This is a genomic window from Hydrogenophaga sp. (assembly GCF_051858985.1).
In the GTDB taxonomy this organism is placed as follows: Bacteria; Pseudomonadota; Gammaproteobacteria; order Burkholderiales; family Burkholderiaceae_C; genus Hydrogenophaga.
The window spans coordinates 436,274-459,794 of sequence record NZ_JBHYGM010000003.1; the positions used below are offsets into that span (position 1 = coordinate 436,274).

General features: G+C 68.6%; 18 protein-coding genes. 4 read left to right on the plus strand and 14 right to left on the minus strand.

Annotated features, from left to right (window positions below; all coding sequences use genetic code 11):
* Position 1 precedes the first annotated feature (1 nt).
* From ACTIEY_RS14495 to ACTIEY_RS14505, 3 genes are all read right to left on the minus strand, one after another.
* Positions 2–784 carry an anti-sigma factor gene (locus tag ACTIEY_RS14495; RefSeq protein ID WP_439519840.1) on the minus strand — a complete coding sequence of 261 codons (783 nt, stop codon included), beginning with the start codon at positions 782–784 and terminating at the stop codon, positions 2–4.
* A 10-nt stretch (positions 785–794) separates the two neighbouring features.
* Positions 795–1,367, minus strand: coding sequence for an RNA polymerase sigma factor (locus ACTIEY_RS14500; protein ID WP_439519841.1), 573 nt, complete (start codon positions 1,365–1,367; stop codon positions 795–797).
* A 173-nt stretch (positions 1,368–1,540) separates the two neighbouring features.
* On the minus strand, positions 1,541–2,602 hold the full coding sequence (locus tag ACTIEY_RS14505) for a histone deacetylase family protein (protein WP_439519842.1): 1,062 nt from the start codon (positions 2,600–2,602) through the stop codon (positions 1,541–1,543).
* Between the two features lie 32 nt (positions 2,603–2,634).
* Between ACTIEY_RS14505 and ACTIEY_RS14510 the strand changes: the two genes are divergently transcribed.
* On the plus strand, positions 2,635–3,162 hold the full coding sequence (locus tag ACTIEY_RS14510; RefSeq protein ID WP_439519843.1) for a cysteine hydrolase family protein: 528 nt from the start codon (positions 2,635–2,637) through the stop codon (positions 3,160–3,162).
* A 14-nt stretch (positions 3,163–3,176) separates the two neighbouring features.
* Here the strand turns inward: ACTIEY_RS14510 and ACTIEY_RS14515 are convergent, their stop codons facing one another.
* The 4 genes from ACTIEY_RS14515 to ACTIEY_RS14530 all read right to left on the minus strand — a co-directional run bounded on the left by ACTIEY_RS14515 (position 3,177) and on the right by ACTIEY_RS14530 (position 6,983).
* Positions 3,177–4,019 (minus strand): enoyl-CoA hydratase-related protein, encoded by an 843-nt coding sequence (locus ACTIEY_RS14515; RefSeq protein WP_439519844.1) that lies wholly within the window; start codon positions 4,017–4,019, stop codon positions 3,177–3,179.
* The gene (locus tag ACTIEY_RS14520) at positions 3,979–5,217 is read right to left on the minus strand and encodes a Y-family DNA polymerase (protein WP_439520299.1); all 1,239 of its coding nucleotides are present in this window, start codon (positions 5,215–5,217) and stop codon (positions 3,979–3,981) included. The genes ACTIEY_RS14515 and ACTIEY_RS14520 overlap by 41 nt, the downstream gene beginning before the upstream one ends.
* A 114-nt stretch (positions 5,218–5,331) precedes the next feature.
* Positions 5,332–5,832 carry an anti-sigma factor domain-containing protein gene (locus ACTIEY_RS14525; protein WP_439519845.1) on the minus strand — a complete coding sequence of 167 codons (501 nt, stop codon included), beginning with the start codon at positions 5,830–5,832 and terminating at the stop codon, positions 5,332–5,334.
* A complete protein-coding gene (locus tag ACTIEY_RS14530; protein ID WP_439519846.1) occupies positions 5,829–6,983 on the minus strand; it encodes an alpha-hydroxy acid oxidase in 1,155 nt (384 codons plus the stop codon). The genes ACTIEY_RS14525 and ACTIEY_RS14530 overlap by 4 nt, the downstream gene beginning before the upstream one ends.
* A 196-nt stretch (positions 6,984–7,179) precedes the next feature.
* Between ACTIEY_RS14530 and ACTIEY_RS14535 the strand changes: the two genes are divergently transcribed.
* The gene (locus ACTIEY_RS14535; protein WP_439519847.1) at positions 7,180–7,491 is read left to right on the plus strand and encodes a DUF4124 domain-containing protein; all 312 of its coding nucleotides are present in this window, start codon (positions 7,180–7,182) and stop codon (positions 7,489–7,491) included.
* A 31-nt stretch (positions 7,492–7,522) separates the two neighbouring features.
* Here ACTIEY_RS14535 and ACTIEY_RS14540 read toward each other — a convergent pair whose 3' ends face one another.
* The 7 genes from ACTIEY_RS14540 to argH form a co-directional block, all read right to left on the minus strand.
* On the minus strand, positions 7,523–8,512 hold the full coding sequence (locus ACTIEY_RS14540) for a Bug family tripartite tricarboxylate transporter substrate binding protein (protein WP_439519848.1): 990 nt from the start codon (positions 8,510–8,512) through the stop codon (positions 7,523–7,525).
* Positions 8,513–8,544: 32 nt separating this feature from the next.
* Positions 8,545–9,699, minus strand: coding sequence for a mandelate racemase/muconate lactonizing enzyme family protein (locus ACTIEY_RS14545; protein WP_439519849.1), 1,155 nt, complete (start codon positions 9,697–9,699; stop codon positions 8,545–8,547).
* Between the two features lie 127 nt (positions 9,700–9,826).
* Positions 9,827–10,714, minus strand: a complete 888-nt coding sequence (locus ACTIEY_RS14550) for a LysR substrate-binding domain-containing protein (RefSeq protein ID WP_439519850.1) — start codon at positions 10,712–10,714, stop codon at positions 9,827–9,829.
* A 1-nt stretch (position 10,715) separates the two neighbouring features.
* Positions 10,716–12,887 carry a penicillin-binding protein 1C gene (gene pbpC, locus ACTIEY_RS14555; RefSeq protein ID WP_439519851.1) on the minus strand — a complete coding sequence of 724 codons (2,172 nt, stop codon included), beginning with the start codon at positions 12,885–12,887 and terminating at the stop codon, positions 10,716–10,718.
* Positions 12,884–18,823 (minus strand): alpha-2-macroglobulin family protein, encoded by a 5,940-nt coding sequence (locus tag ACTIEY_RS14560; RefSeq protein ID WP_439519852.1) that lies wholly within the window; start codon positions 18,821–18,823, stop codon positions 12,884–12,886. Before ACTIEY_RS14560 ends, pbpC begins: the two co-directional genes overlap by 4 nt.
* Before the next feature lie 44 nt (positions 18,824–18,867).
* The gene (locus ACTIEY_RS14565; RefSeq protein ID WP_439519853.1) at positions 18,868–19,974 is read right to left on the minus strand and encodes an HDOD domain-containing protein; all 1,107 of its coding nucleotides are present in this window, start codon (positions 19,972–19,974) and stop codon (positions 18,868–18,870) included.
* 104 nt (positions 19,975–20,078) lie between these two features.
* Positions 20,079–21,530: an argininosuccinate lyase gene (gene argH, locus ACTIEY_RS14570; RefSeq protein ID WP_439519854.1), complete on the minus strand. Its 1,452-nt coding sequence runs from the start codon at positions 21,528–21,530 to the stop codon at positions 20,079–20,081.
* Between the two features lie 148 nt (positions 21,531–21,678).
* Between argH and ACTIEY_RS14575 the strand changes: the two genes are divergently transcribed.
* Complete coding sequence (locus ACTIEY_RS14575) at positions 21,679–22,740, plus strand: sensor histidine kinase (RefSeq protein ID WP_439519855.1); 1,062 nt, start codon at positions 21,679–21,681, stop codon at positions 22,738–22,740.
* A gap of 36 nt (positions 22,741–22,776) precedes the next feature.
* Positions 22,777–23,517, plus strand: a complete 741-nt coding sequence (locus ACTIEY_RS14580; protein WP_439519856.1) for a LytR/AlgR family response regulator transcription factor — start codon at positions 22,777–22,779, stop codon at positions 23,515–23,517.
* The last annotated feature ends 4 nt before the right edge of the window (positions 23,518–23,521 follow it).

Genomic DNA, 23,521 nt, shown 5'->3' on the forward strand with positions numbered 1-23,521 from the left:
TTCAGAGCATCTTCTGGATCAGCGCGCCCTTGAACAGCACCGGCCCGGTGGGGCCGGTCTCGCTGGGCACGCCGCCCTTGGGTTCGAGGCTGATGGCCAGCGCGGGCACTTCGCGCACATCGGTCTGGTCGGCAGCCAGCTGCAGCAGCCGTTCCTGACTCAGCACGCCGAGCGAGCGTGGCCCCCCCGAAGGCGGCAGGGCCCAGAGTTGCAGCGACTTGTCGCTCGCTTCCTGGAAACCCCCCACGCGCTGCAACGTCAGTTTCTTGCTCTTCGGATCGAAGGTCACCAGCATCGATGCGCTGGCCTTGTCGTCGTTGAGCACGGCCACGTACTCGATGGCAGGCGTTGCTTCGAGCCTGGCCTGCAGTTCGCCGATCTGGGCGCCCAGGTTGTCGCGCAGGCCCACGGCTGTGACCACCGCCAGCACCGTGGCCAGTGCGCCGGCCGCGGTCGTCCCACGCCACAGCGCCAGGCTGCGCAGCCAGCCGCCCTGGGTGGGCGGCGCTGCGGGGGTTGCCCGCGCCGCCGCCATGGCCTGTTGTTCAGCGTCGGCGCGCACCAGGTTCTCGATGCGCGTCCACACAGCGGGCGCGGGGTCGCGAGGTGCCTGCAGCTCGTTCATGCTGGCCACGCGGCTCTGCCACACCAGCGCGGCGGCGCGCACAGGCGCCTGTTCACGCGCCATGGCTTCGAATCGGCGGCGCGCACCGCCACGCAGCGTGCCCAGCGCGTGGGCAGCGGCGAGTCGGTCGAGGAGTTCAGGGTGGCGGATGAGGTTCATGGCAAGGTCTTCATGCGAAACGCGCCATGCAGGTGCGCAGCTGGTCCAGACCGCGACGGATCCAGGTCTTGACCGTGCCCAGCGGCAGCTTGAGTTGTTCGGCGAGCTCGCTGTGGGAGAGGTCGCGCAGGTAGGCCAGGCTCACCACCTCGCGCTGCTTGCTCTCCAGCTTGCCCAGGCACTGGTGCAGGGCCCACGCCTGCTGACTGGCCAGGCTCACGTCCATGGGGTTGGGTGAATCGCCTTCCATGGTGTCGGCCATGACGTCGTCGATCTCGTCGGTGAGGTGCGCGCGTTCGGCGGTGCGGCGGCGCAGGAAATCCAGCGAACGGCTGCGCACGATCAGGCCCAGCCACGCCATGGGCGGGCTCAGGCTGGCCCGGTAGTCGCCCGCCGAGCGCCAGATCTGCAGGAAGGTTTCCTGCAGCACGTCCTCGGCCCATTCGTGCTTGTTCACCACCCGAAGGGAGAGTCCGTAGAGCTTGGACGACACCAGGTCGTAAAGGCCTTTCAGGGCCGCTTCGTCGCGCTGGGCGATGCGGTCGATCAGGGCAATCAGGGTGTCGTCGGGTTGGTCGCTCATGGCTGCATTGTGCGGTAGCGCAGCGTTCAAAGGGGCGATGACCGGACGGCTCCACACGAGCACGGGGCGCGAGCCGGCCACGGCGCGGGGCGCTGAATCAGGGAATGGGGGAGGGCGGGAGGGCATCATGGCCCTCTGAATACGCGCGGAGCGGTCGTCTGGATTCAGCCGCTTCAGCAGGCCCGCTGGAACCCCTCCAGCAGGTTGACGGCGTTGGTGCCCACTTCGTCCACCGCGTAGCCGCCCTCGAAGGTGAACACGGTGGGCAGGCCGGCGTCGGCCAGTGCCGAACCGACCGTGAAATAGTCGCCACTTTTCAGCGTGAAGCCGGAGATCGGGTCGCCCTCGAAGGTGTCCAGGCCCATGGGCACCACCAGCGCGCTCGCGCCGAAGTCGTGCACGGCTTGCAGGGCGGTCGCCAGCGCGGCGCGCCAGGTCGCGAAGCCGGCGCCGCGCTGCAGGGGCAGGTTGAGGTTGAAACCCTCGCCAGCGCCCGCACCCCGTTCGTCGGCGTGGCCCAGGAAGAACGGGTATTCGGTCGCCGGGTCACCGTGGATGGACACGGTGAACACGTCGGCGCGCTCATAGAAGATCGCTTGCGTGCCGTTCCCGTGGTGGTAGTCCACGTCCAGCACGGCCACTTTCGCGTGGCCGGCATGGCGAATCGCCTGCGCGGCGATGGCGGCGTTGTTCAGGAAGCAGTAGCCGCCGAAGAAATCGGCACCGGCGTGGTGGCCGGGCGGGCGCGTGAGCGCGAACGCGCTGCGGTCACCGGCGGCCACTGCCTGTGCGGCGGCTAGTGCGCAGGCGGCACCGCCGCGCGCCGCCGCCCAGGTGCCGGCGGTCAGGGGCGAGCCGGAGTCGAATGAAAAAAGGCCAAGCCGGGCAGCGAAGTTGGCGGGCAGCACGTCGCTGCGAAACGCATGCGGGTTGCCGAGTGGCCAGACCGAAGGCAGGGCGTCGCGCTGGGCATTGGCCGGGTCCATGGCCACCCAGTCGGCCCAGGCGCTGGCCAGGAAAGCGAGGTAGCGCGCGTCGTGCACGCGGGCGATGCCCTGGTCCAGCGCGGACTCGCTCAGGGCCGGCGGCTCCAGCGCACCCAATGGTCGGCGTTGCAACTCGGTGAGCACGTAGTCCAGCCGCGCGGGCACTTCGTGGCACGGCACCATGCGGCCGCGAAACATTTCCTGCTGGCCGGCATGGCCGGCGTGGTGCGGATTGTGGAAGGTCTTCATGGCTGGGGTTTGTACCTCTAAACTCGAGAACCATGAAAACTGCCCTGCTCGTGATCGACATGCAACAAGGCCTTTGCGAGGGCGAGGGCCGCGCCTGGGCGTCGGATGAGGTGATCGCGCGCATCAACGACATGGCCAACCGGCTTCGCGAGGCCGGCGTGCCCATCGTGTTCATCCAGCACGAGTCCACCACCGGCTATCTCGAACACGGAACGCGCGAATGGCAGCTGGCCGAAGGCCTGCAGGTGCAACCGGGCGACCTGCGCGTGCGCAAGAAGACGCCCGATTCGTTCCTGAACACCGACCTGGAAGCACTGCTCAAGGCCAGGGGTGTGGAGGAAGTCATCGTGTGCGGCATGCACACCGAGTTCTGCATCGACACCACGACGCGCCGGGCGCTGGCGCTGGGTTATCCCGTCGTGCTGGTGGCCGATGCCCACACCTCCGCCGGCAACGCGGTGCTGAATGCGCCGCAGGTGATTGCGCACCACAACGCCACCTTGACCAACATCTCCAGCTTCGGGCCGCGCGTGCGCGCGCTCGCCAGCGCAGACATCTGACGCGCGGGGTGCGCTCAGCCGAGCGACTTGAACGGCTGCAGCGCGGAGAGCGGCGTGAAGTCACCCGCGCGTTTGTCCTTCATCGCGGTGATCGCCTCGCGCACATGCGCATTGCTCCACACCGCCCCCTGCAGCCAGCCCATCTGGCGAAGGCTGTCCTCCACCGAGTGGTCGCGCGCGTAGGTGACGGCCTGCTTGGTGCCCCAGATGGCCACCGGGGGCTTGGCGGCAATCTCGCTGGCGCATTGAAGTGCCGCGGCCACGGTGGCTTCGTGGGTGTCGAACACCTCGTTCACCAGCCCATAGGCCAGGGCCCGCGCCGCCGGCAGGCGGCGGCCGGTGTAGGCCATCTCTTTCACCACCGCGAAGGGAATCAGTTTGGGCAGGCGCTGGAGCGTGCCGACGTCGGCCACCATGCCGATGTTGATTTCCTGGATGCAGAAGAACGCATCGCTGCTGGCGTAGCGGATGCAGGCGGCGGTCACCATGTCCACCGCGCCGCCGATGCAGCCGCCCTGGATGGCGCAGATCACCGGGATGCGCAGGTTCTCCAGCTTCGTGAAAGTGCCCTGCATGTCGGTGAGCAGGTCGAAGATGGCGGCCCGGCCCTCGGGGCTCTGGTCGTCCATGGTGATGGCGCCGGCGAAAGTGTCCAGCGACATGCCCGCGCTGAAATGCTTGCCCGTGCTGCTGATCACCAGGGCGCGCGCCTTGCCTGCCAGATGGATATGTGTGAGCAGCTCGTCGAGTTCACGCCAGAACGTGGGATTCATGGTGTTGAGCTCGGCGGCCCGGTTCATCACCAGGTGCGCGACGTCATCCGTCAAGCTCAGGGAAAAGCAGGTCGGTGTGTTCATGGCGGTGTTTGTCTCGCTGGCGTTGGGGAGGCTCAATGTAGCTGGCGGTGGCGTCCGCCTCTGTCCCGGGCTTGACCAGCTTGCCCACGCGCACCCCCAGCAGGCGGATGCGCCGGCTCAGGTCCACCCGCTTGAGGCACAGCCCGGCCTGGCGGCGGATGGCGGCGGCGTCGCTGGTGAAATGGTCGATGGTCACGTCGCGCGTGACGATCTGGAAATTGTCGTAGCGCAGCTTGATGCCGATGGTCTTGCCCGCGTAGCCCTTGCGCTGCAGGTCGTCGGCCACCTGCTCGCACAGCCGCGTGAACACGCCACCCAGCTCAGCGCGGTCGCGCACGGCGTGCAGGTCGCGGTCGAAGGTGGTCTCGCGGCTCATGCTCACCGGCTCGCTCTCGGTCTGTACAGCGCGCTCGTCGCGCCCCCACGACACCTCGTGCAGCCAGGCGCCATAGCTCCGGCCGAAGTGTTCCACCAGCCAACCGCGATCGCGCTGGGCCAGATCGCCGATGGTGTGGATGCCGTGGCCTTGCAGTTTCGCGTCGGCCTTGGGGCCGACGCCATTGATCTTGCGACAGGGCAGCGGCCAGATCAGGCTTTGCAGGTCGTCGACCTGCACGATGCTGATGCCGTTGGGCTTGTTGAACTCGCTCGCCATCTTGGCAATGAGCTTGTTGGGTGCCACGCCGATGGAGCAGGTCAGGCCCGTGGCCTGGAAGATGCTTTTCTGGATCAGGCGCGCCAGCACGCGCCCCCCCTCGCGCTGGCCACCCGGCACGTCGGTGAAGTCGATGTAGACCTCGTCGACTCCCCGGTCTTCCACCACCGGTGCGATCTCGCGGATGGTGCTCTTGAAGAGGCGCGACACGCGCCTGACCTCGTCGAAGTCCACCGGCAGCAGGATGGCCTGCGGGCAGAGTTTGGCGGCCTTCATCAGCCCCATCGCCGAGCCCACACCGAACTGGCGCGCGGCGTAGGTGGCCGTGGTGGCCACACCGCGGCCCACGTAGTTCTCCAGCCGGGGAAAGAACTCGGGCGGGATGCGTGAGAGATCGGTGCCGCTCCAGTCGCGATCGGGATGCGCCTGGCGCAACCGCTCGAACATCTCGTCCTCGCGCCGGCGCCCGCCACCGATCACCACCGGCAGGCCCTTGAGCTGCGGGTAGCGCAGCAACTCGACCGAAGCGAAGAACGCGTCCATGTCCAGGTGCGCGATGCGGCGCGGCCGGGTGGAAGGCGCGGGAGTCGAAGAAGCAGGGTCGGTCACGCGCCAAGCATAGCTCTGGCGCCACGACGGCACAGTGAATGCCCGGCCTCAGATCGCCCGCTGCACCAGCCAGCCCTTGAACAGGTAGGGCAGGCGAGGGCCCACGCTTTCCGAAACGCCGCCCTTGTCCTCCACGCTCACGGCGAGCTGCGTGGCGGTCTTCAGGGCGGCTTCGGTCGTGGGGAGCTGCGCCGTTCGGGTCTTGCTCTGGATGATGCCCAGGGAGCGCGGTGGGTGGCCGGTGGCCAGCGCCCAGATTTGCATGGTGTCCTGCGGCCCCTCCACCATGTTGTTGAGGCGTTGCAGTTCCAGCATGCCCAGTTGCGGATCGAGCGTCACCAGCATCGCCGGGAGCTGCTGGTCGTCCAGCAGCACGGCGACGTAGCGAACCTGGGGTGTGGTGGCCACCTGGCCCTGCAGGCGCTCGAGCTGCGCCTTCATCTGCTCGTACAGGCTCACCGTGGCCGCGCCGCCCAGAAGCAGCACCAGCGTCAGCACCACACTGACGGCGAGCCAGAACTTCGACGTGCGCGGGGCGGGCGGGGTCATGGTGTGGGGTAGGTACCGGGCAGCAGGATGTTCTTGTCCACGTTCTCGATATCGGTGTGGCCGCAGAAGGCCATGGTGAGGTCGAGCTCTCGGTGGATGATCTCCAGGCATTTGGCCACACCGGCTTCGCCCATGGCGCCCAGGCCGTACAGGAAGGGCCGGCCGATGTAGACGCCGCGCGCACCCAGGGCCCGCGCCTTGAGCACGTCCTGCCCGCTGCGGATGCCGCCGTCCATGTGGATCTCGATCTGGCCTCCGACCGCGTCCACGATGGTGGGCAGCGCCTCGATGCTGCTTTGCGCGCCGTCGAGCTGGCGCCCGCCGTGGTTGCTGACGATCAGCGCGTCGGCGCCAGAAGCCACGGCCAGCTTCGCGTCCTCCACGTCCAGGATGCCCTTGAGAATGAGCTTGCCGCCCCAGCGCTTCTTGATCCACTCCACATCGCCCCAGTTGAGCGCAGGATCGAACTGCTTGGCCGTCCACTCACCCAGGCTGCTCATGTCGGCCACGCCGCTCACGTGGCCCACGATGTTGCCGAACTGGCGCCGTTTGGTGCCCAGCATGCCCAGCGCCCAGCGCGGCTTGCTGGCGATGTTGATCATGTTCGCCAGCGTCAGCTTGGGCGGGGCGGAGAGGCCGTTCTTCAGGTCCTTGTGGCGCTGGCCGATGATCTGCAGGTCCAGGGTGAGCACCAGCGCCGAGCAGCGCGCGGCCTTGGCGCGGTCGATCAGGCGTTCGATGAACGCGCGGTCCTTCATGACGTACAGCTGGAACCAGAAGCCGTCGCCGGCGTGGTGCGCCACATCTTCGATGGAGCAGATGCTCATGGTCGAGAGGGTGAACGGGATGCCCATGGCCCGGGCGGCGCGCGCCGCGAGGATCTCGCCGTCGGCATGCTGCATGCCGGTCAGGCCCGTGGGCGCGATTGCCACCGGCATCGCCACCGGCTGGTCCACCATGGTGCTGCGCGTGCTGCGGTTCTCCATGTTCACGGCCACCCGCTGGCGCAGCTTGATCTTCTGGAAGTCCTCCGCATTGGCGCGGTAGGTGCTCTCGGTCCACGAGCCCGAATCGGCGTAGTCGTAGAACATGCGTGGCACCCGCTGCTGGGCGAGCACGCGAAGGTCTTCCACGGTGGTGATGACGGTCATTCAGGAGTCTCCGGAGGTGGTGTGGTCGTGGCCTGCCCCGCGCCGGGGCGCGGGCAGCCTGGCACGCATGTTAGCGGCCCGCTCCTGAAAAGGCGTGTGAAAGCGGGCGCCGGGCCTTTGAAATATTTGCGCCTGGCAGGCGGCGGCCGCCGGACCAGTGGTGGAACCGGGGGCACACGGGCAGAATCCCACCGTCATGAACATCCGGATGATCTTCCTTGCCGCTGCGCTGTGGCTGCCTGGCGCAGCGATGGCCGGCGACGTGTTTCGCTGGGTGGACGAGTTTGGCCAGATCGTCTATGGCAGCGAGGTGCCTGAACGCTACCGGCACCGGGCCGAGCCCGCCAACGCCCCGCTGCCACCCGGCACCAGCGCCTGTGCGGCCCGGTGGCACCGCTACCTGGCCAGCGCCGCCTGTTTCGACCAGTACCGCGTGGTGGGCGGCGGTCTCAAGCCCGAGGCCTACCGGCGCTGCACCGAGGTGCCGCAGCCCGATCCCTGCGGTTGACGCGACGTCGCGCCCCGTGCGCATCAGGCGATCACTGCGCGGTGATGCCCTGCTCGCGGATCACCTTGCCCCATTCGGTGGACTCTCGCACGATGTCCGCCGCCAGCGGCGCGGCCGGCATGTAGGCAGGCACGGCGCCCTGCTGGGCCGACACCTGCGCGATGTCGGGCGCCTCCATCACGGTGCGCAGGGTTTCGCTGAGTTTCTCGACGATGGGCGCGGGCGTGCCGGCGGGGGCCAGCACGTAGAGGCGCGGCACGGCCGAGAAGCCGGGCAGGGCATCGGACAGCGGGGCGATGTCCTCGCCCCCGGCCAGCTTCACCGGGTTCATCACGGTCAGGGCGCGCAGCTTGCCCGCACGCGCCTGGGCGATGGCCGATGTGGCGCTCACCACCCCGATCGGCACCTGGCCGCTCATCACATCGGGCACGATCTGGGCGGCGCCGCGGTAGGGAATGTGGACGACAAAGCTGCGCGTCTTGCCCTTGAGCATCTCAAACCCCAGGTGGTGCACCGTGCCCACGCCTGAGGTGGCATAGGAATAGCGGCCCGGGTTGTCCCTGAGCAGCTTGACGAATTCGGCAGGCGTCTTTGCGGGCACGTCGTTGTTCACCACGATCACCAGCGGCAGCGTGAACACGATGGCCACCGGCGTGAAGGCCTTGATGGGATCGAAACTCATGCGCGGCTGCAGGTACTGCGCGATCAGCAGCGAGCTGTCGCCCAGCATCAGCGTGTAGCCGTCGGGCGCGGCGCGTGCCACCGCATCACCGGCAATGAGGCCCGCAGCACCGGCGCGGTTGTCCACAATGACCTGCTGGCCCAGCGCGGCGGCCATGCGCGGCGCGATCAGCCGGGCCATGGCATCGACCCCACCACCGGCCGAGTAACCCACCACCAGGCGCACGGTCTTGTTCGGATAGGCCTGTGCCCAGGCGCCGGTGGCGGTGGTGGCCGCGGCTGCGGCCATGGCGAGGGCCACGACGCTGCGGCGGCGCATGGGGAAGTTGAGTCGGTTCATGGGTGTCTCCTGTTGTGGTGTCTGGTGGGGTCTCAGGCCTTGCCGGCGCCGCGCGAGCCGGGGCGCCTGGCGAGCTCGGCCAGGCGATCGGCGTTGGGCTTGAAGCCCAGGCCGGGTGTCTCGGGCAGGCGCAGCACGCCACGCTCGGGCTTGGGCAGGTCGTCGAAGACGAGTTCGCAGCACTGCACGGCCACCGAGTGGTATTCCACCAGCGAACCATTGGCCAGGCCGGCGTGCAGGTGCATGTTGTGGTGTGGCCAGGCGCCGCCGTTGGCAAAGCGCGTGTTGAAGGCCGCGGCCATGCCGGCGATGCGGGTGCATTGCGTGAAGCCACCGCTGATGCAGGCGTTGGGTTGGACCACGTCCACCGCCTGCGCGACCAGCATGTCGCGAAACCGCGAGGCCAGGCCTTCGTTCTGCCCGGCGGCCAGCGGAATCGACGTCTTGGCGCGCAGCCTGGCGAGGTTGGGGATGTCGTTCTGCGACACCGGTTCCTCGAAGAAACTGATGTCGTAGGGCTCCACCTTCTTCGCCAGCGACAGCGCGTGGAAGTAGTCCAGGCTGCAGTTGGCATCGATGTAGATTTGCACGTCGGGACCGACCGCCTCGCGCACGGCGCGGATGCGTTGCACGTCCTCCGCGATCACCTGGTCGAGCGGGCGCGGCTCGTCGCGCCGCTGCAGCCCGTGGTGACCCACGGTCATCTTCAGGCGCGAGAAACCCCGGCCCACCCAGTCGCTGGCCGCAGCAGCCAGTTCGTCGCGATCGAAGAAGGCAAAGCCGAAGGTGGCGTACACCGGCACCTCGGCGCGCGCGCCACCCAGCAGGCGCCAGCAGGGCTCGCCCAGCGCCTGGCCCTTGATGTCCCACAGCGCCAGGTCGATGGCCGCCATGGCATGGCTGGCGTAGCCCGACTGGCCGCGCGGGGTCAGCAACCAGTACATGCGCTCCCAGATCTGCTCGTGCCGCATCGGATCCATGCCCACCAGGTGGTGCGCGGCGATGTCGTTGACGATGCTGCCGATCACCTCTTCCTCGGTGATGGCGGTCATGCCGGTGCCGGTGAGGCCGCTGTCGGTTTCAACCTGGACGATGCACACCGACAGGCTGGTGCTCTTGCTGCCGCTGGCCATGGGCACGGTCACGGGCAGGTTCAGCGGCGTGGCGCTGACGCGGACGATTTTCATGAAGTCTCCAGCGCGAACCGGTCGGCTGCGCTTGTGTTGTTGGGGTCTGCAGGCAGTGTAGGAACCGCGCCGGCCTCGCGGCAAGGGCGTGGGGCAAAGGCCGCTTTCGCGAATCGCGAAAGCGGCTTCAGCCTGCCAGGGCCCGGATCAGCGTGAGGGCAGCGGGTGCAGATGGCGCGTCCGTGCGGGTGGCGATGTGGTGCGTTCGACGTGCCCAGGGGTCGGACAGCGGCACCGCGGCGAGCGGCAGGTGCGCGAGCTGCGGGGCAATTGCCTCCAGCGGCAGCACGCCCACGCCCAGCCCGGCGGCGACCATGCGGCACACCGCATCGAAGCCGCGCATGCGCATGCGCACGTTCAGCGGCCGGCCGGCATCCGCGGCCGATGCCATCAGGCGGTTGGAAAGGGCCGTGCCGTCGCTCAGCGTGATGAAGGGTTCGTCCAGCGCGTCGGCCAGGCGCAGCCGGCGCCGGCTGGCCAGCCGGTGCGAGCGTGGCGTGAGCAGCACCAGCGTGTCGCTGAAGAAGGGGGTGAACGCCAGGCCGGCGGGTGGCACGGGCAGGTCCACGACGCCGAAGTCGGCACGCCCTTCGATCAGCGCCAGCGGAATCTCCGGACTGCCGCGCTCCTCCAGGTCGATGCGGATCAGCGGGTGGGCCTTCATGAACGTGGCCAGGCGCTGGGGCAGCACCTCCAGCAGCGCAGAGGTGTTGGCCACCACGCGCACATGGCCCTGCAGCCCTTCGCTGTAGCCGCGCAGGTGCTGTGCCAGGCGGTCGGCGTCGGTGAGCAGCGCGCGGCTGCGCTGCACCAGCATCTGGCCGGCGGGCGTGAGCTGCACGCCGCGCGAAGATCGTTCGAACACGCGAAAACCGAGCGAATCCTCCAGCGCGGTGATGCGCGCACTGGCGGCCGCCACGGCCAGCTGGAGGCGGGCGCTCGCGGCGCTGATGGAGCCCAGGTCGGCGGCGGCCACGACGACGCGCAGGGTGCTCAGGTCGATGCTTTCGTGCATGTCAGCGCACCTCTGCGGCCTGTTTCACGCCCGCACCACGCACCTCGAAGCGCACCTCGTCCAGCACCTGGCCGCGCGCGTCGGTGAGCTGCATCACATGCCGGCCCGGCCACGGCAGCCATTGCACCTGGCTTCCCTGGGCCAGCGTCTTTCCGTCGAGCCGCCAGCGGCCGCCGCTGCCGCTGGCGGTGAAAGTCAGTCGCTGGCGTTGGGGTGGAATGTCCGGGTCGAGCGCGACGATGGTGCCGGGCGCCGGTGAACGGATGCGCAGCGGCGCGCGCGTTGCGCTGGCGTCGCTCGCCGGCATGGCGAAACTGTCCTGCTCGGTGCCCGCCATGAACCACTCGCTGCGCGCCGCTTCCAGTGGTCGAGTGCCCTCAGCGCCCACGAATCGGGCGTGGGCCCGCACCAGGCCTGCGGGCGCGCTCGGCGCGCGGCTGGGGGTGCGCTCGTGCAGGTGCTGCATCAGGCTCGCCCACACCGGTGCGGCGCCGCTGGTGCCGCTCACGTCCCACATGGGGGCGCCGCTGGCATTGCCCACCCACACGCCCACGGTGTAGCGCGAGGACCAACCCACCGCCCAGTTGTCGCGCATGTCCTTGCTGGTGCCGGTCTTCACGGCGGTCCAGAAGCGGGTGGCCAGGATGCTGTCGGTGCCGAAGGTGCGAGCACGTGCGTTGCCGTCGCTCAGGATGTCGCCAACGATGAAGGCCGCGCGCGGGTCGATGGCGGGCCTGGACTGCGGTGGGGCGCCCACCGCACCCGGGCGCCCGCCGTTGGCCAGGGTCCGAAAGGCGTTGGTGAGCGAGAGCAGCGACACCTCGGCACTCCCCAGGGCCAGGCTGTAGCCGTGGTAGCCACCCGACTCGCGCAGGGTCAGGCCGACCGCGCCCAGTTGTTGGTGGAACGCATCGGGCGACACCATGACCAGCGTGCGCACGGCCGGCACGTTGAGCGAGGAGGCCAGGGCCGTGCGGGCGGACACCCAGCCCTTGAACTGGCGGTCGTAGTTCTGCGGGATGTACAGGCCGCCCGCCGTGGGGATGTTGGTGGGCGAATCTTCCAGCAGGGAGGCGGCCGTGATGCGGCGCTCGGCAATGGCCTGCGCGTAGAGAAACGGCTTGAGCGTGGAGCCCGGCTGGCGCTGGGCGAGCACCCCATCCACCTCCGACGCCGCGCTCAGGTCGCCACCGGAGGAGCCGACCCAGGCCAGCACCTCGCCGCTGGCGTTGTCCAGCACCACCAGCGCGCCGTCCTGCACGTGGCGATCGCGCAGCTCGCGCAGGTGGCGCCGCAGCGTCTGCACGGCAAAACGCTGCAGCGGTGCCGAGACCGTGGACCGCAGCGGGGCCGGCGTGGCGCTGGCGTCTTGCGCGGCGGCGGCCAGCAGTCGCCGCGCATGGTGCGGTGCCGTGCCCTCGCTGGCCTCGAAGCTGCGCTGCGGCAGGGTGGCCGTGGCAAACAGCGCAAGGCCGGCGCAATCGACCGGCGTTTCTGGCTGCATGAGTTTCAGCACGCCACAGGCGCGCTGGCTCACCAGGCGCGGGTTCGCGTTCGGAGACCGCACCAGCGCCGCCGCCACGGCCGCTTCGCGCTCGTCCAGGCCGTGCGCGGCCTTGCCGAACAGGGTGCGAGAAAGCGCGTCGATGCCCACCACCTCGCCCCGGAACGGCACAAGGTTCAGGTAGGCCTCCAGGATCTGGTCCTTGCGCCAGTGCCGCTCCAACCGCTTCGCGGCCACGGCCTGCCCGAGTTTTTGCGGCACGGTGCGCCCGCCCGCGCCGCGTTGCAGGGTTCCCCCGTCGTCTTCGACCAGCGCCGCCAGCTGCATGGTGATGGTGGAGGCGCCGCGCGTGCGGGTGTTCCACAGGTTGCCCCAGGCGGCGGCCGAGATGGCGCGCCAGTCGACACCGCTGTGTTCGTGGAAGCGCTTGTCTTCGCTGAGCAGCATGGCCGTGCGCAGCGCGGGCGACACGTCCTCCAGGGCCACCCACTGCCCTCGTCGCACGCTGGCGTCGGTGCGGATGCGCTGCAGGAATTCGCCGTGCCGGTCGACCACGGTGGTGTCGGACGGCTGCCAGTTCCTGCGCACCTGCTCGAAAGAAGGCAGGGCGTGCACGGCCGATGCAGCCGCGAGCAAGGCGAGCGCCAGAGGCACGCGAAAGGCGTTCATCTCGGCATCTCCACCTTCAGCGTCGCGTTGGGCGTTTCACCGAACATCTCGGGCGCGTACATGGCCTCCGCCCGGCTGGGCGGCAGGGAGAATGTCCCGGCGTTGTTCAGCCGCACCGTGTATTCCATCTTGATGATGCCCTTGGGCACGTGCTCGTAGTAGCTGCGGTAGGCCTCGAAGCTGCGTTCCTCGAAGGCGGGCCAGGCGTTGCCGCGCGGGCTGTTCTGCCCGGCGGTCGCGATCTGTGAATCGCGCCCGAGCCCACCACCCAGGATGGTCGCGCCGCCCGGGATGGGGTCGGTGATCACCACCCACGTCATGTCGGTCGACGCGTTCACCTCCAGCGCCACGCGCAACACGTCGCCCCGCGTGTACTGGCCCGCGACCGCCTGCTCCACTGGCGTGATGGTTTTCTTGAGGGTGTAGCCGGCACTGAACGGCGCCTTGAGCTGGACGGCGGCGATCGACTGCAGCGTGAGCCACGGCTTGCCCGCGCCCTGGTGCGTCACGGTCAACGTGTCCTTGCCGCCATCGGCGGTCCATGGCAGGAAGCCGGTGTTGTTCCTGAGGTTGCCGGGGCTGGCCGGCGCACCGAACCAGGTGGTCTGGTGGGACGCGCCAGCAACGTCGCTGGTCTTCACGCGCTCCACCTTGCTCCAGTCGATGGCCGCGCTGCCCGTGCCCAGGGCTGCACGGGTCAGGCCTGCCACCGGCACCGCCTCGAACTTCGCCGAGAACTTCTCCAGCGCCAGGCCACCCCACAGGTTGGCCGTGGTGGTGTGCCATGCACCCGCCTGCTGGCGGCCGATGAAGCCGTTGGCCAGCCGGGCCATGTCGTCCTTCCAGGCCGGGTCGTCCATCACCGCCAGCATGAGCCGCGCGGTGTTGACGTCGCCATTGGTCATGAGCCACCACCAGTAGTCGTCCTGCTCCGTGCTGAAAACCAGCTTCGTGCCCTGGAAACTCAGGCGCGACCGCAGCACCTGCGTGGCCTCGGCCAGGCGCTGGTCGCGCTGCGGCACGTCGGCCACGCGCTTGAGGATGTTCAGCCAGTCGAGCACGGCGCTGGTGGGCCACTGGTTGGGCGCGATGGTGACGCTGCCCAGCATGCGCCCGCGTGCCTGCCCGTAGCGCGACAGCGCCTCGATCGCTGCGAGCTTGCGCACGTCGAGGTCCTTGCGCGGACTCCAGAACTCGCGCGTGATGCGTCCCTCCACAAACGCGATGAGGCCGCGCTCCATGGGGGCGCGCACATCGTCGGGCAGGGCGAACGCCGGATCGAGGGTCGAGGCTTCGTGCGTGGCCGCCAGCAGGTAGGCGGTGAGCGTGTCGCTGCCCCGGCTGGCATCGCCGTCGCGCGGCGGGAAATAGCTCGCCAGGCCATCGGCATCCAGGTAGCCGGGCAACTGGGCCACCACGCCCTGCCACAGCTTCGCATCGCGCAGGCCGACCGACTTGCTGGTCTTTTGCTCAAGGCAGACGAAGGGGTAGTTGGCGAACCAGTCGCGCACGCCAGGCAGGCCCTCGGCCAGCCGGGGCTGCAGCGCGAGCTTGAGGCCGCCACGCCCGGGCAGTGCGTTGGCAGGCGAGTTCACTTCCAGGTTGAAGCTGCCATCGACCTGCACCAGCGTGGCCTGCTGCACGGTGAGCGGGACGGCCGGCAGGATGCGCTGCCGGGCCTTGAGCGCGTCCTTCGCGCCGCCCAGCGTGTCGCTGGCTTCGATCTCCCACAGGAGCGATTCCGCGCGCGTTTGCGCGAGTTGCGCTGGCGCCGTCACGTTCCAGGCCACTTCGCGCGCCTCACCGGCGGGGATGTCCACGGTCTGCGTCTGCAACGCCAGCAGGGTCGCGCGGGGCTTCACGTCCACCTTCATGGCCTGGGCGGTGGTGTTGCGCAGGGTGATCTGGGCGCGGAACTGGTCGTCTTCGCGCACCAGTGGTGGCAGGCCGCTGATGATCTGCAGGTCCTGCGTGGCGCGGATACTGGCCTGCCCGGTGCCGAACAGACCCGTGCCCAGGTCTGCCACGGCGACGATCCGGAAGGTGGTGAGCGCGTCATTGAGCGGCACCGTGACCACCGCCTGGCCGTTGGCGTCCAGCACCACGCGCGGATTCCACAGCAGCAAAGTGTCGAGCAGTTCGCGCGCGCCGCTCTTGCCGCCGCCGCCACCCGCAGGCACCGCCTTGCGGCCGTAGTGCCGCCGGCCAATGATCTCCGTCTGCGCCGTCGACGTCTCCACGCCCCACGCGCGCCGCTGCAGCATGGCATCGAGCAGGTTCCAGCTGGTGTTGGGCATCAGTTCCAGCAACGCCTGGTCCACGGCCGCCAGCGCCACTTCGGCGTTGGCCGCCGGCTGGCCGCCTGGCAGTTTGGCCGTGATCGTGACCTTCGCCTGCGAGCGCACGGCGTAGCTCTCCTGGTCGGTCTTGACGCTGACGTCGAGCTGGTGGGCCCGCGTGCCCACGCGGATCTCGGCCAGGCCCAGGCGGAACGCGGGCTTGCTCAGGTCGACCAGCGCGGTCGGTGCCACGTACTCGCGGCCCTCGTACCAGAACGAGGTCCACCATTCACGTGGTGCCTTGTAGCCCCAGGTGAAGAAGGAGTACCAGGGCACATCGCGCAGGCGCCCGCGCAGCGCCAGCACGCTCACGTACACGTTGGGCCCCCAGCCTTCCCTGACCTGCAGGCGCACGGTGGGGTCCTGCCCGTTGAGTTGCACCACCTGCGATTCCACGATCCCCTCGCGCTCCACCGTGAGCAGCGCGGTGGCGAAGCGGAACGGCATGCGCACCTGGAAAATCGCGGTCTCGCCGGGCTGGTAGGTCTTCTTCTCGGGCAGCAGGTCGATGCGGTCGTGGTTCTCGCCACCGAACCAGAGCTCACCCTGGCGCGTGACGTACACCGAGCTCGCCGCCTGGATGCTGCGGCCGGACGCATCTTTCGCCGTCACGATGAGTTCCACCTCGCCCGGCTCACCCAGACGCGCTTCGCACAGCAGCAGGCCGCGGGCGTCGCTCTGGCCGCTGCAGACCGAGCCGAGCTCCTTGATGTCCGTCTTGTTGTCGTAGGTATAGAAGCCGCCCACCATGCGCTTGCGGCTGGTGGTGACGATGCGTGCCACGGCCTTCACATCGAGCGCGATGCCGGCGGCGGGCTTGCCTGTGAGGTCCAAGGCCAATGCCTGGAACCTGATCTTCTGGCTGGCAGAGACCCAGCCTTCGGTCTTGATGCCCGCCACCACCGCCGCCGGCCAGAGCGTGGAGACACTTCGCAGCGTCTGCAGCTCGCCATTGGGGTCGGCGTAGGTCGCCTCCAGCAGCAACTCCTGGGGCTGTGCGGCGGTGGGCACCTGCTCGATGCTGAGCTTGCCCGCGCCGTTGCGGTCCAGCGTCACGGGGAGCTTGTCGGCGATGACGCGCTGGTCTTGCGACGCGGTGGCTTCTTCCTCGCCGCCTTCGCCGCCTTCGTTGCCGTTGTCGCTGCGGGGCGGCTGGAAGCTGAAGGCCTCGAAGTCGCTGTAGAACAGGGATTTGTCGCGCACGAGCGCCGACACGCGCACCGGCAGGTTGGCCGCACCGCCGCCTGAGACGTAGTTGACCTGCACATCGGTGGGCACGGTCTGCACATTGACCAGCGCGTTCTTTCCGGTGGGGGCGATGCGACCTTCCAGCACCGGCAGGCGGAATTCCTCGACGCGAAACTCGCCGGAACTGAACTGGCGCTCGCGCTCGTCCGCGCTCTTGAGCAGCACCTGGTAAGTCCCGAGCCGGGCGGCCGGGGGGATCGCGAACGTGTTCTCCGCGCTCTGGCCGCCCGTGGCTGTGCGGCGCCAGGTCACGGGTTGCGTGTACTGCTGGCCGCTGCCTGTGTGGGTGATCTCCAGGATGTCGGGTCGGGCGGCCGGCACGCCGAAGCCCTGGCCGGTCTCGGTTCGGATCAGGTGTTTCATGGACACCGTTTCGCCGGCCCGCAGCAAGGTGCGGTCAAACACGGTGTGCACGCGCTCGTCGGGCCGAGCGTCGCGGCTGGTGGGCACATTGAAACGCCAGGGTTCGATGCCGCGGTGCCAGTCGCTCCAGGTGAAGGCCATGTCTTCGACGTTGCCGTCCTTGGCGCGCGCACTGACGAAATACGCCTGTGAACTCGCGCCGCCTTCGTCGCTGGCGCATCGCCTGGCCTCGGGCGGCACGCCCTTCAGGTCCGCCAGGCCTTGCGCGTTGGTGGTGGCGGTGGCCACTTCCTTGCCCGCGCAGTCCGACACGCGCACCAACGCGCCGGCCACGGGCCTGCCCTTGTCCAGCGTGGTCACCCAGGCCATCGCGTTCTCCCGGCCCAGTTTGAAATGCACGCCCAGGTTGGTCACCAGCGCCGAGGTGCGAACGAACATCGTTCGCGAGGCGCCATAACGTTCGTCCAGCAGCGCGCCGCCGAGTGCCGGCGATGCGATCTCCACCACGTGGAAGCCGGGGGTGAGTGGAATGCCGACCACTTCGAAAGGCCGCGGGTCGTTGTTCGACGGCCGGGGCAGCTCCAGCTGCTTCACGCCCGCCTGGCCCTTGAGCAGCGACACGGCACGCGTTTCCACCCAGCGCTTGTCGCGGTCCTCCAGGATCGGGGGCAAGGGCCCCGAGGTGTCGGCCTGGGCCTGCTGGCGCGTGACGGTGGACTGGTCGTAGCGCTGGACCCTGCGAAACCAGGCAATGATGTCCGCGTCGGCCCGGGGCTGCAGGTCGCTGACCTGGCCGGGCTGCACGCCTTGCACCTGGAGGGACGCTTCCACATTGCGCAGCGTCACCGGGAGCAAGGGTGGGCCGCCGGGTTCGGCGTGGCGCTCGACGACGCCGAAGGGAGAGGCCGCAAACTTCGCCAGCGGTGGCATCGGGCCGGTGCTGACGGCCAGCGGGAAGCTGCTGGCGTTGGAGGGCGTACGCCCCGCAGCGTCCTTGAAGTCCGGTGGCAGTTCGACGGTGAGCGCCGTCTGCTCGGCAAAAGGCGGCTTGAACCGCACTTCGGTGACCACGCTGTCGCCATCGGCGTTGACTTCGTCGAACACCGGCTGGTGCGACTGCCGGGGCGACTTCAGGCGAATGCCTTCGGCAATCCTGCGCGGCACGGGCGCATTGAAATCCACCGTCATGGGGCGGATCGGCAGGCAGGCGGCCTGCGCGTTCTCGCGCTCACAACTGAAGCTCACGGCAAAGGCCTCGCGCACCTGGAAGTTGAACCGTCTCTCGATGGAGTTCGCCACCCCCGACGGCGTGGCCACGCCCTTGCCATAGACGATGGAGACCCGGGAGTCGGCGGTGAACCGGCGATTGCACGACAGCGTCACGTAGCGCAGCGGGTCTTGCGCTGCGCGCTGGTCGAGGTACTGGGATTTCAGCAGCGCCGTGCGTTCATCGCCTTCGATCAGCCGCACCGGCACCCGTTCTCCCAGGCCTTCCACGGCACACCACACGTTGGCTCGCACACTGGCCGCCGTGGCGGCGCCGTTCAGTTGCAGGACGAAGTACTGTTCCTCATCGATGCGTGCGGACGTGCTGGGGCGCACGTTCTGCACGAAAGGTCCGCCGGTGCTGAAGCGGTAGCGCGTGGCGGGCAGTTCAACGCCCGCGGGCGATTTGAAGCCGCTCCTGACCTGCACGCCGCAGTTCACGCCCGGTGGCAGATCGTTCTGGAATTCGAAGGCCCATTCGCGGTCGCTGATCCATCGGCCGTTTCCCTGGGTGGCCTGTGCGTCGCTGCAGCTGAGGGTGACCGGCGCCGGTGCATTCGCATCGCCAAAACGGATGGCGCTCTCGTTGAATTTCACGACGACCTGCCGCACCCGGGCGACCTCGCCCTGCGGCGAAAGACTGGCGATCTGGAATGCAGACGCAGGCTGGGTGGCAGCGAGCAACGCGGCTGCGATCCAGCGGGACGGGATGTGCTTCACGGTTTCCTCCTTGGCCGAGGCCAAGGGTAGCCGAAAGAACCGCGTCAGTCTGCCGTGACGGGCGTCTGCATCTGCTGAACCGCGCGCAGCAGTTCGGGGGCGTGAAGTGCCTCGTTCAGGCGGCTGAGCACGGGGAGCGCCAGGCAGGCGCGCAGGTGGTGCATGTCCAGGGCCTCGTCGTCGGCCGGGGAGTAGGTTTCCAGCGAGGCGAGCTGGCCCATCGCCAGGCGTTCGCCCAGGCGAGCACAGAGGTGGGCCAGTGCCAGCCGGGGCACGCGGGCGGGATCGATGTCCTGCGGCGCGGTCACCATCAGGCGACCACCACCGTACACGTCGGCCACCAGCGCCGAGGGCAACGACCACCGCTGGTTCAGCAACAGATGGCCGATCTCGGTGCTGTTCAAGCCCAGCAGATCCTGCTCCAGCCGGGCGCGGCCCAGGCGGTCGCGCTGCAGCCAGGCAGAGAGCCCGGTGGGCGGAATCACCGAAGCCGTGGCCAGCAGGCCCACGAAGCTCAGCACCACCTGGGTGGCGAGCGTGCCCTGCGCGGGCAGGTGCAGCGCCTTGTCCAGGCGCGAGGCGATCTCGCTGGCGATGGCGCTGGCCTTCCACAGCGTGTCGAAGGTCCTCTGCACGCCGGGCAGTTTCGGCTTGAACGATCCGGCCAGCATGTGCTGCAGGCAGGTGCTGTGCACGCTGTGGATGCCGAGGAAAGTGACGGCCTGGCCGAGGTCCGTGACCGGCGTGTGCAGGCCGTAGAACGGGCTGTTGATGGAAGCCAGCACCTTGGCCGCGATCAGCGGCTCGCCCATGATCACTTCGCGCAGCTCGGTCGAACTCGCTCGAGCCAGAAAGTCGGGTGAGAGGATGCGCTGCAGGGCTTGCGGCGGGTGCGGAATGTCGCGGATGGCGGCCAGCAGGCGCTCGCGCTTGTCGGGCTCCATCTCGCCTTCGGTGCGCCATTGGAACCGCACCAGCGCATCGGGCGTGGGGGTCTCCTTGCGCGCTGCAGGCGCCGGTGCCAGGGACGCGGCTGCGCGCAGCACGGGCTGGGGCGCTGGACGAGTGGCCGGCAGGGTCGAGCGGCGAAAGCCCCACCAGGCCAGCGCCAGCAGCGGCAAGGCCGCCATGGAGAGCAGCAGGTTGGACATATGGAAGACCTCCGCAGAGGGGCTTGAGGCCTCTGCCGCCGATGGCGGATGAGGGTCGTTCCAGCTTATCGACGGGTTGGGCGCCGACTTGAATTCGGCCTGCTTCAGCCCAGGCGCGAGCGGTGCCGCGCGATCTGCGCGCGCACCTGGGTCGGTGCGGTGCCGCCCAGCGTGTTGCGGGCGTTCAGGCTGCCGCGCAGGCTCAGGCACTCGTACACGTCCTTTTCGATCGACGCGTTGAAGCCTTGCAGCACCGCCAGCGGCAGCTCGGACAGGTCGCAGTTGTGCGCGACCGCGGCCTTGACGGCGTGCGCCACGGTTTCGTGGGCGTCGCGAAACGGGAGGCCCTTCTTCACCAGGTAGTCGGCCAGGTCGGTGGCGGTGGCGTAGCCCTTCCTGGCAGCTTCTTCCATGGCGAGGGCGTTCACAGTGATGCCCCCTTCCTTTTCGCCCGTGGCCGGGTTCACCTGGCCACCCACCATCTCGCAGAAGATGCGCAGCGTGTCCTTGAGCGTGTCCACGGTGTCGAACAGCGGCTCCTTGTCTTCCTGGTTGTCCTTGTTGTAGGCCAGGGGCTGCCCTTTCATGAGCGTGATCAGGCCCATGAGGTGGCCCACCACGCGGCCGGTCTTGCCCCGGGCGAGTTCGGGGACGTCCGGATTCTTCTTCTGCGGCATGATCGAACTGCCCGTGGTGAAACGGTCGGCAATCTTCACGAAACCGAAGTTCTGGCTCATCCACAGGATGAGTTCTTCGCTGAAGCGGCTGATGTGCACCATGCACAGCGAGGCCGCCGCGGTGAACTCGATGGCGAAGTCGCGGTCGCTCACGCCATCCAGGCTGTTCTGGCACACCTGGGCTTCGCCGCGCTCGTCCACCATGCCCAGGGTGCGCGCCACCAGCTCGCGGTCCAGCGGATAGGTGGTGCCGGCCAGTGCGGCCGAGCCCAGCGGCAGGCGGTTGACGCGGCGGCGCACATCGCCCATGCGCTCGGCATCCCGCGAGAACATCTCCACGTAGGCCAGCAGGTGGTGTGCAAAGCTCACCGGCTGCGCCACCTGCAGGTGGGTGAACCCGGGCAGGATCACCTCCACGTTCCTCTGCGCCACGTCCACGAGGGCGGCCTGCAGTTCGTTGAGCAAAGGAACGATGAGGTCGATCTCGCTGCGAAGCCACAGGCGCACGTCGGTGGCCACCTGGTCGTTGCGGCTGCGGCCGGTGTGCAGGCGCTTGCCCGCATCGCCCACCAGCTGGGTCAGGCGCGCCTCGATGTTGAGGTGCACGTCCTCCAGGTCGAGCTTCCACTCGAAGCGGCCATCCTCGATCTCGGCGGTGATCTGCGCCATGCCGCGCTCGATGGCTTCCAGGTCGTCGCGGCCGATGATCCCCTGTGTCGCGAGCATGCCCGCATGAGCGAGGCTGCCGGTGATGTCGGCCTGCCACAGGCGCTTGTCGAAGAACACACTGGCCGTGTATCGCTTGACCAACTCGCTCATGGGCTCCGAGAATAGGGCAGACCAGGCTTCGGATTTCTTGTCGAGTTGATTGGTGGACATGGTGTTGCCAGCGGCTGGATGGGAGACGAATGAAGCGGATGTCCGCCAGGGAAGGGGCCACGAGATGCACGCCCGGGCCGGTGGACGGCGCGACGGATCCCTGTGCTGGCCCTCATGTTGGCCGACCCGAGGACGGAAAACGCTTCCCATGAAAGATTCCAGAATTTTATCGAGCTTCCAGGAGCTCGCGCATGCCGCGGGTGCCCGGCCGCTGTCGGAGATGCCCGAGCACATGCGTGCGCGCGTGCAGGTGTTCGACACCTGCCAGGTTGGCACCGTGTTGCGCGCCGTGCTGTTCGTGCAGGCCGTGGTCGCCGTGGCCGCCATGTTCGGCGTGCACGAGGTGCTGGGCTGGGTGACGCAGATGGCCATCCTGACCGGCGCGGCCTTGCCGGCGGTGCTGGCCTGGCTGCTCACGGTCTGTGGCCTCAAGCGACAGCTCGGCCTGCTGCCCATGCCGGGCCAGTGGGTCGCAGCCACCGGGCTGGGTGCCATTTCAGGTCTGTACGGTTGCGGCCTGCTGGTGCTCATGGGGTTGGCCGATCTCGCGCCCTGGGTGGCCAGTGCATCGGCCGGGGCCCTCGTGTCGGCGGTGCTGGTGGCTGCGCTCATGTGGCGCTCGAAGGCGCGCACGCCAGCGGGCACCACGGCGCGCCTGGCAGAGCTGCAGGCGCGCATCCGCCCGCACTTCCTGTTCAACACGCTCAACAGCGCCATTGCGCTGGTGCGCGAGGAGCCGGCCAAGGCCGAGAGCCTGCTGGAAGACCTGAGCGAGCTGTTCCGCCACGCCCTGGCCGACCCCAAGGAGGCGGTGCCCCTGTGGCAGGAGCTGGAGCTCGCCGAACATTACCTGGGCATCGAGCAGGTGCGCTTCCGCGAACGGCTCAAGGTGGAATGGAGCATCGACGAATCGGCCTCCAAGGCCAAGCTGCCCCCGCTGATCCTGCAACCGCTGGTGGAGAATGCCGTCAAGCACGGCGTGGAGCCCAGCCCCACCGGGGCCATCGTGCGCATCAGCACGCAGCGCCGGGGCAGCGTGGTGGTGATCAAGGTGACCAACACGGTGCCGGCCGGCAGCGGGCGGCCTGGCAACGGCCTGGCGCTGGACAACGTGCGCCAGCGGCTGACGTTGCTGCACGACGTCGAGGGCCGCTTTCAGAGCGCCCTGGTCAACGGGGTGTTTCAGGTTCGCCTCGAAATACCGGTATAAGCGCGTATTGGACGGGTTCTGGATACGGAGCGTGACATGGCATTGAAGGTATTGATCGTGGACGACGAAGCGCTGGCCCGCTCAAGGCTGCGCGCGTTGCTGGCCGAGTGCACCGAGCCGCGCACGGACGTGGTGGGCGAGGCGTCCAACGCGGTGCAGGCGATGGAGCAGATCCAGCGCACGCAGTGCGACCTTGTCATGCTCGACATTCACATGCCCGGCGTGGACGGCATTGCGCTGGCGAACACCTTTCGCGAGATGGCCAAGCCGCCGGCGGTCATCTTCGTCACGGCCTATGCCGAACACGCGGTGCACGCCTTCGAGCTCGAAGCGGTGGACTACCTCACCAAGCCGGTGCGGCGCGAGCGCCTGCAGCAGGCGCTGCAGAAGGCGCAACGCCTGCTGACGTCGGCCGAAGGCACGGGCGATGCCGGATTGCCCGAGAGCCTCATCATCCAGGAGCGCGGTCGCAGCGAGCGCGTGGCGCTGGCCGATGTGATCTACCTCAAGGCCGAGCTCAAGTACATCACCGTGCGCACGGCCGACAAGGAGCACATCTACGACGGCGCCCTCAGCGACCTGGAACAGCGCTACGCCCACCTGTTCGTGCGCGTGCACCGCAATGCGCTGGTGTCGCGCCGCGCGGTGCGCGCGGTGGAAAAGCACAACGACCCGGTGGAAGGCGAGGGCTGGATGGTGCGGCTCGATGGCGTCGACGAGCGCCTGGCGGTTTCCCGGCGCCAACTGGCTGCAGTTCGCGAAGCTCTGATGAGCTGATCTT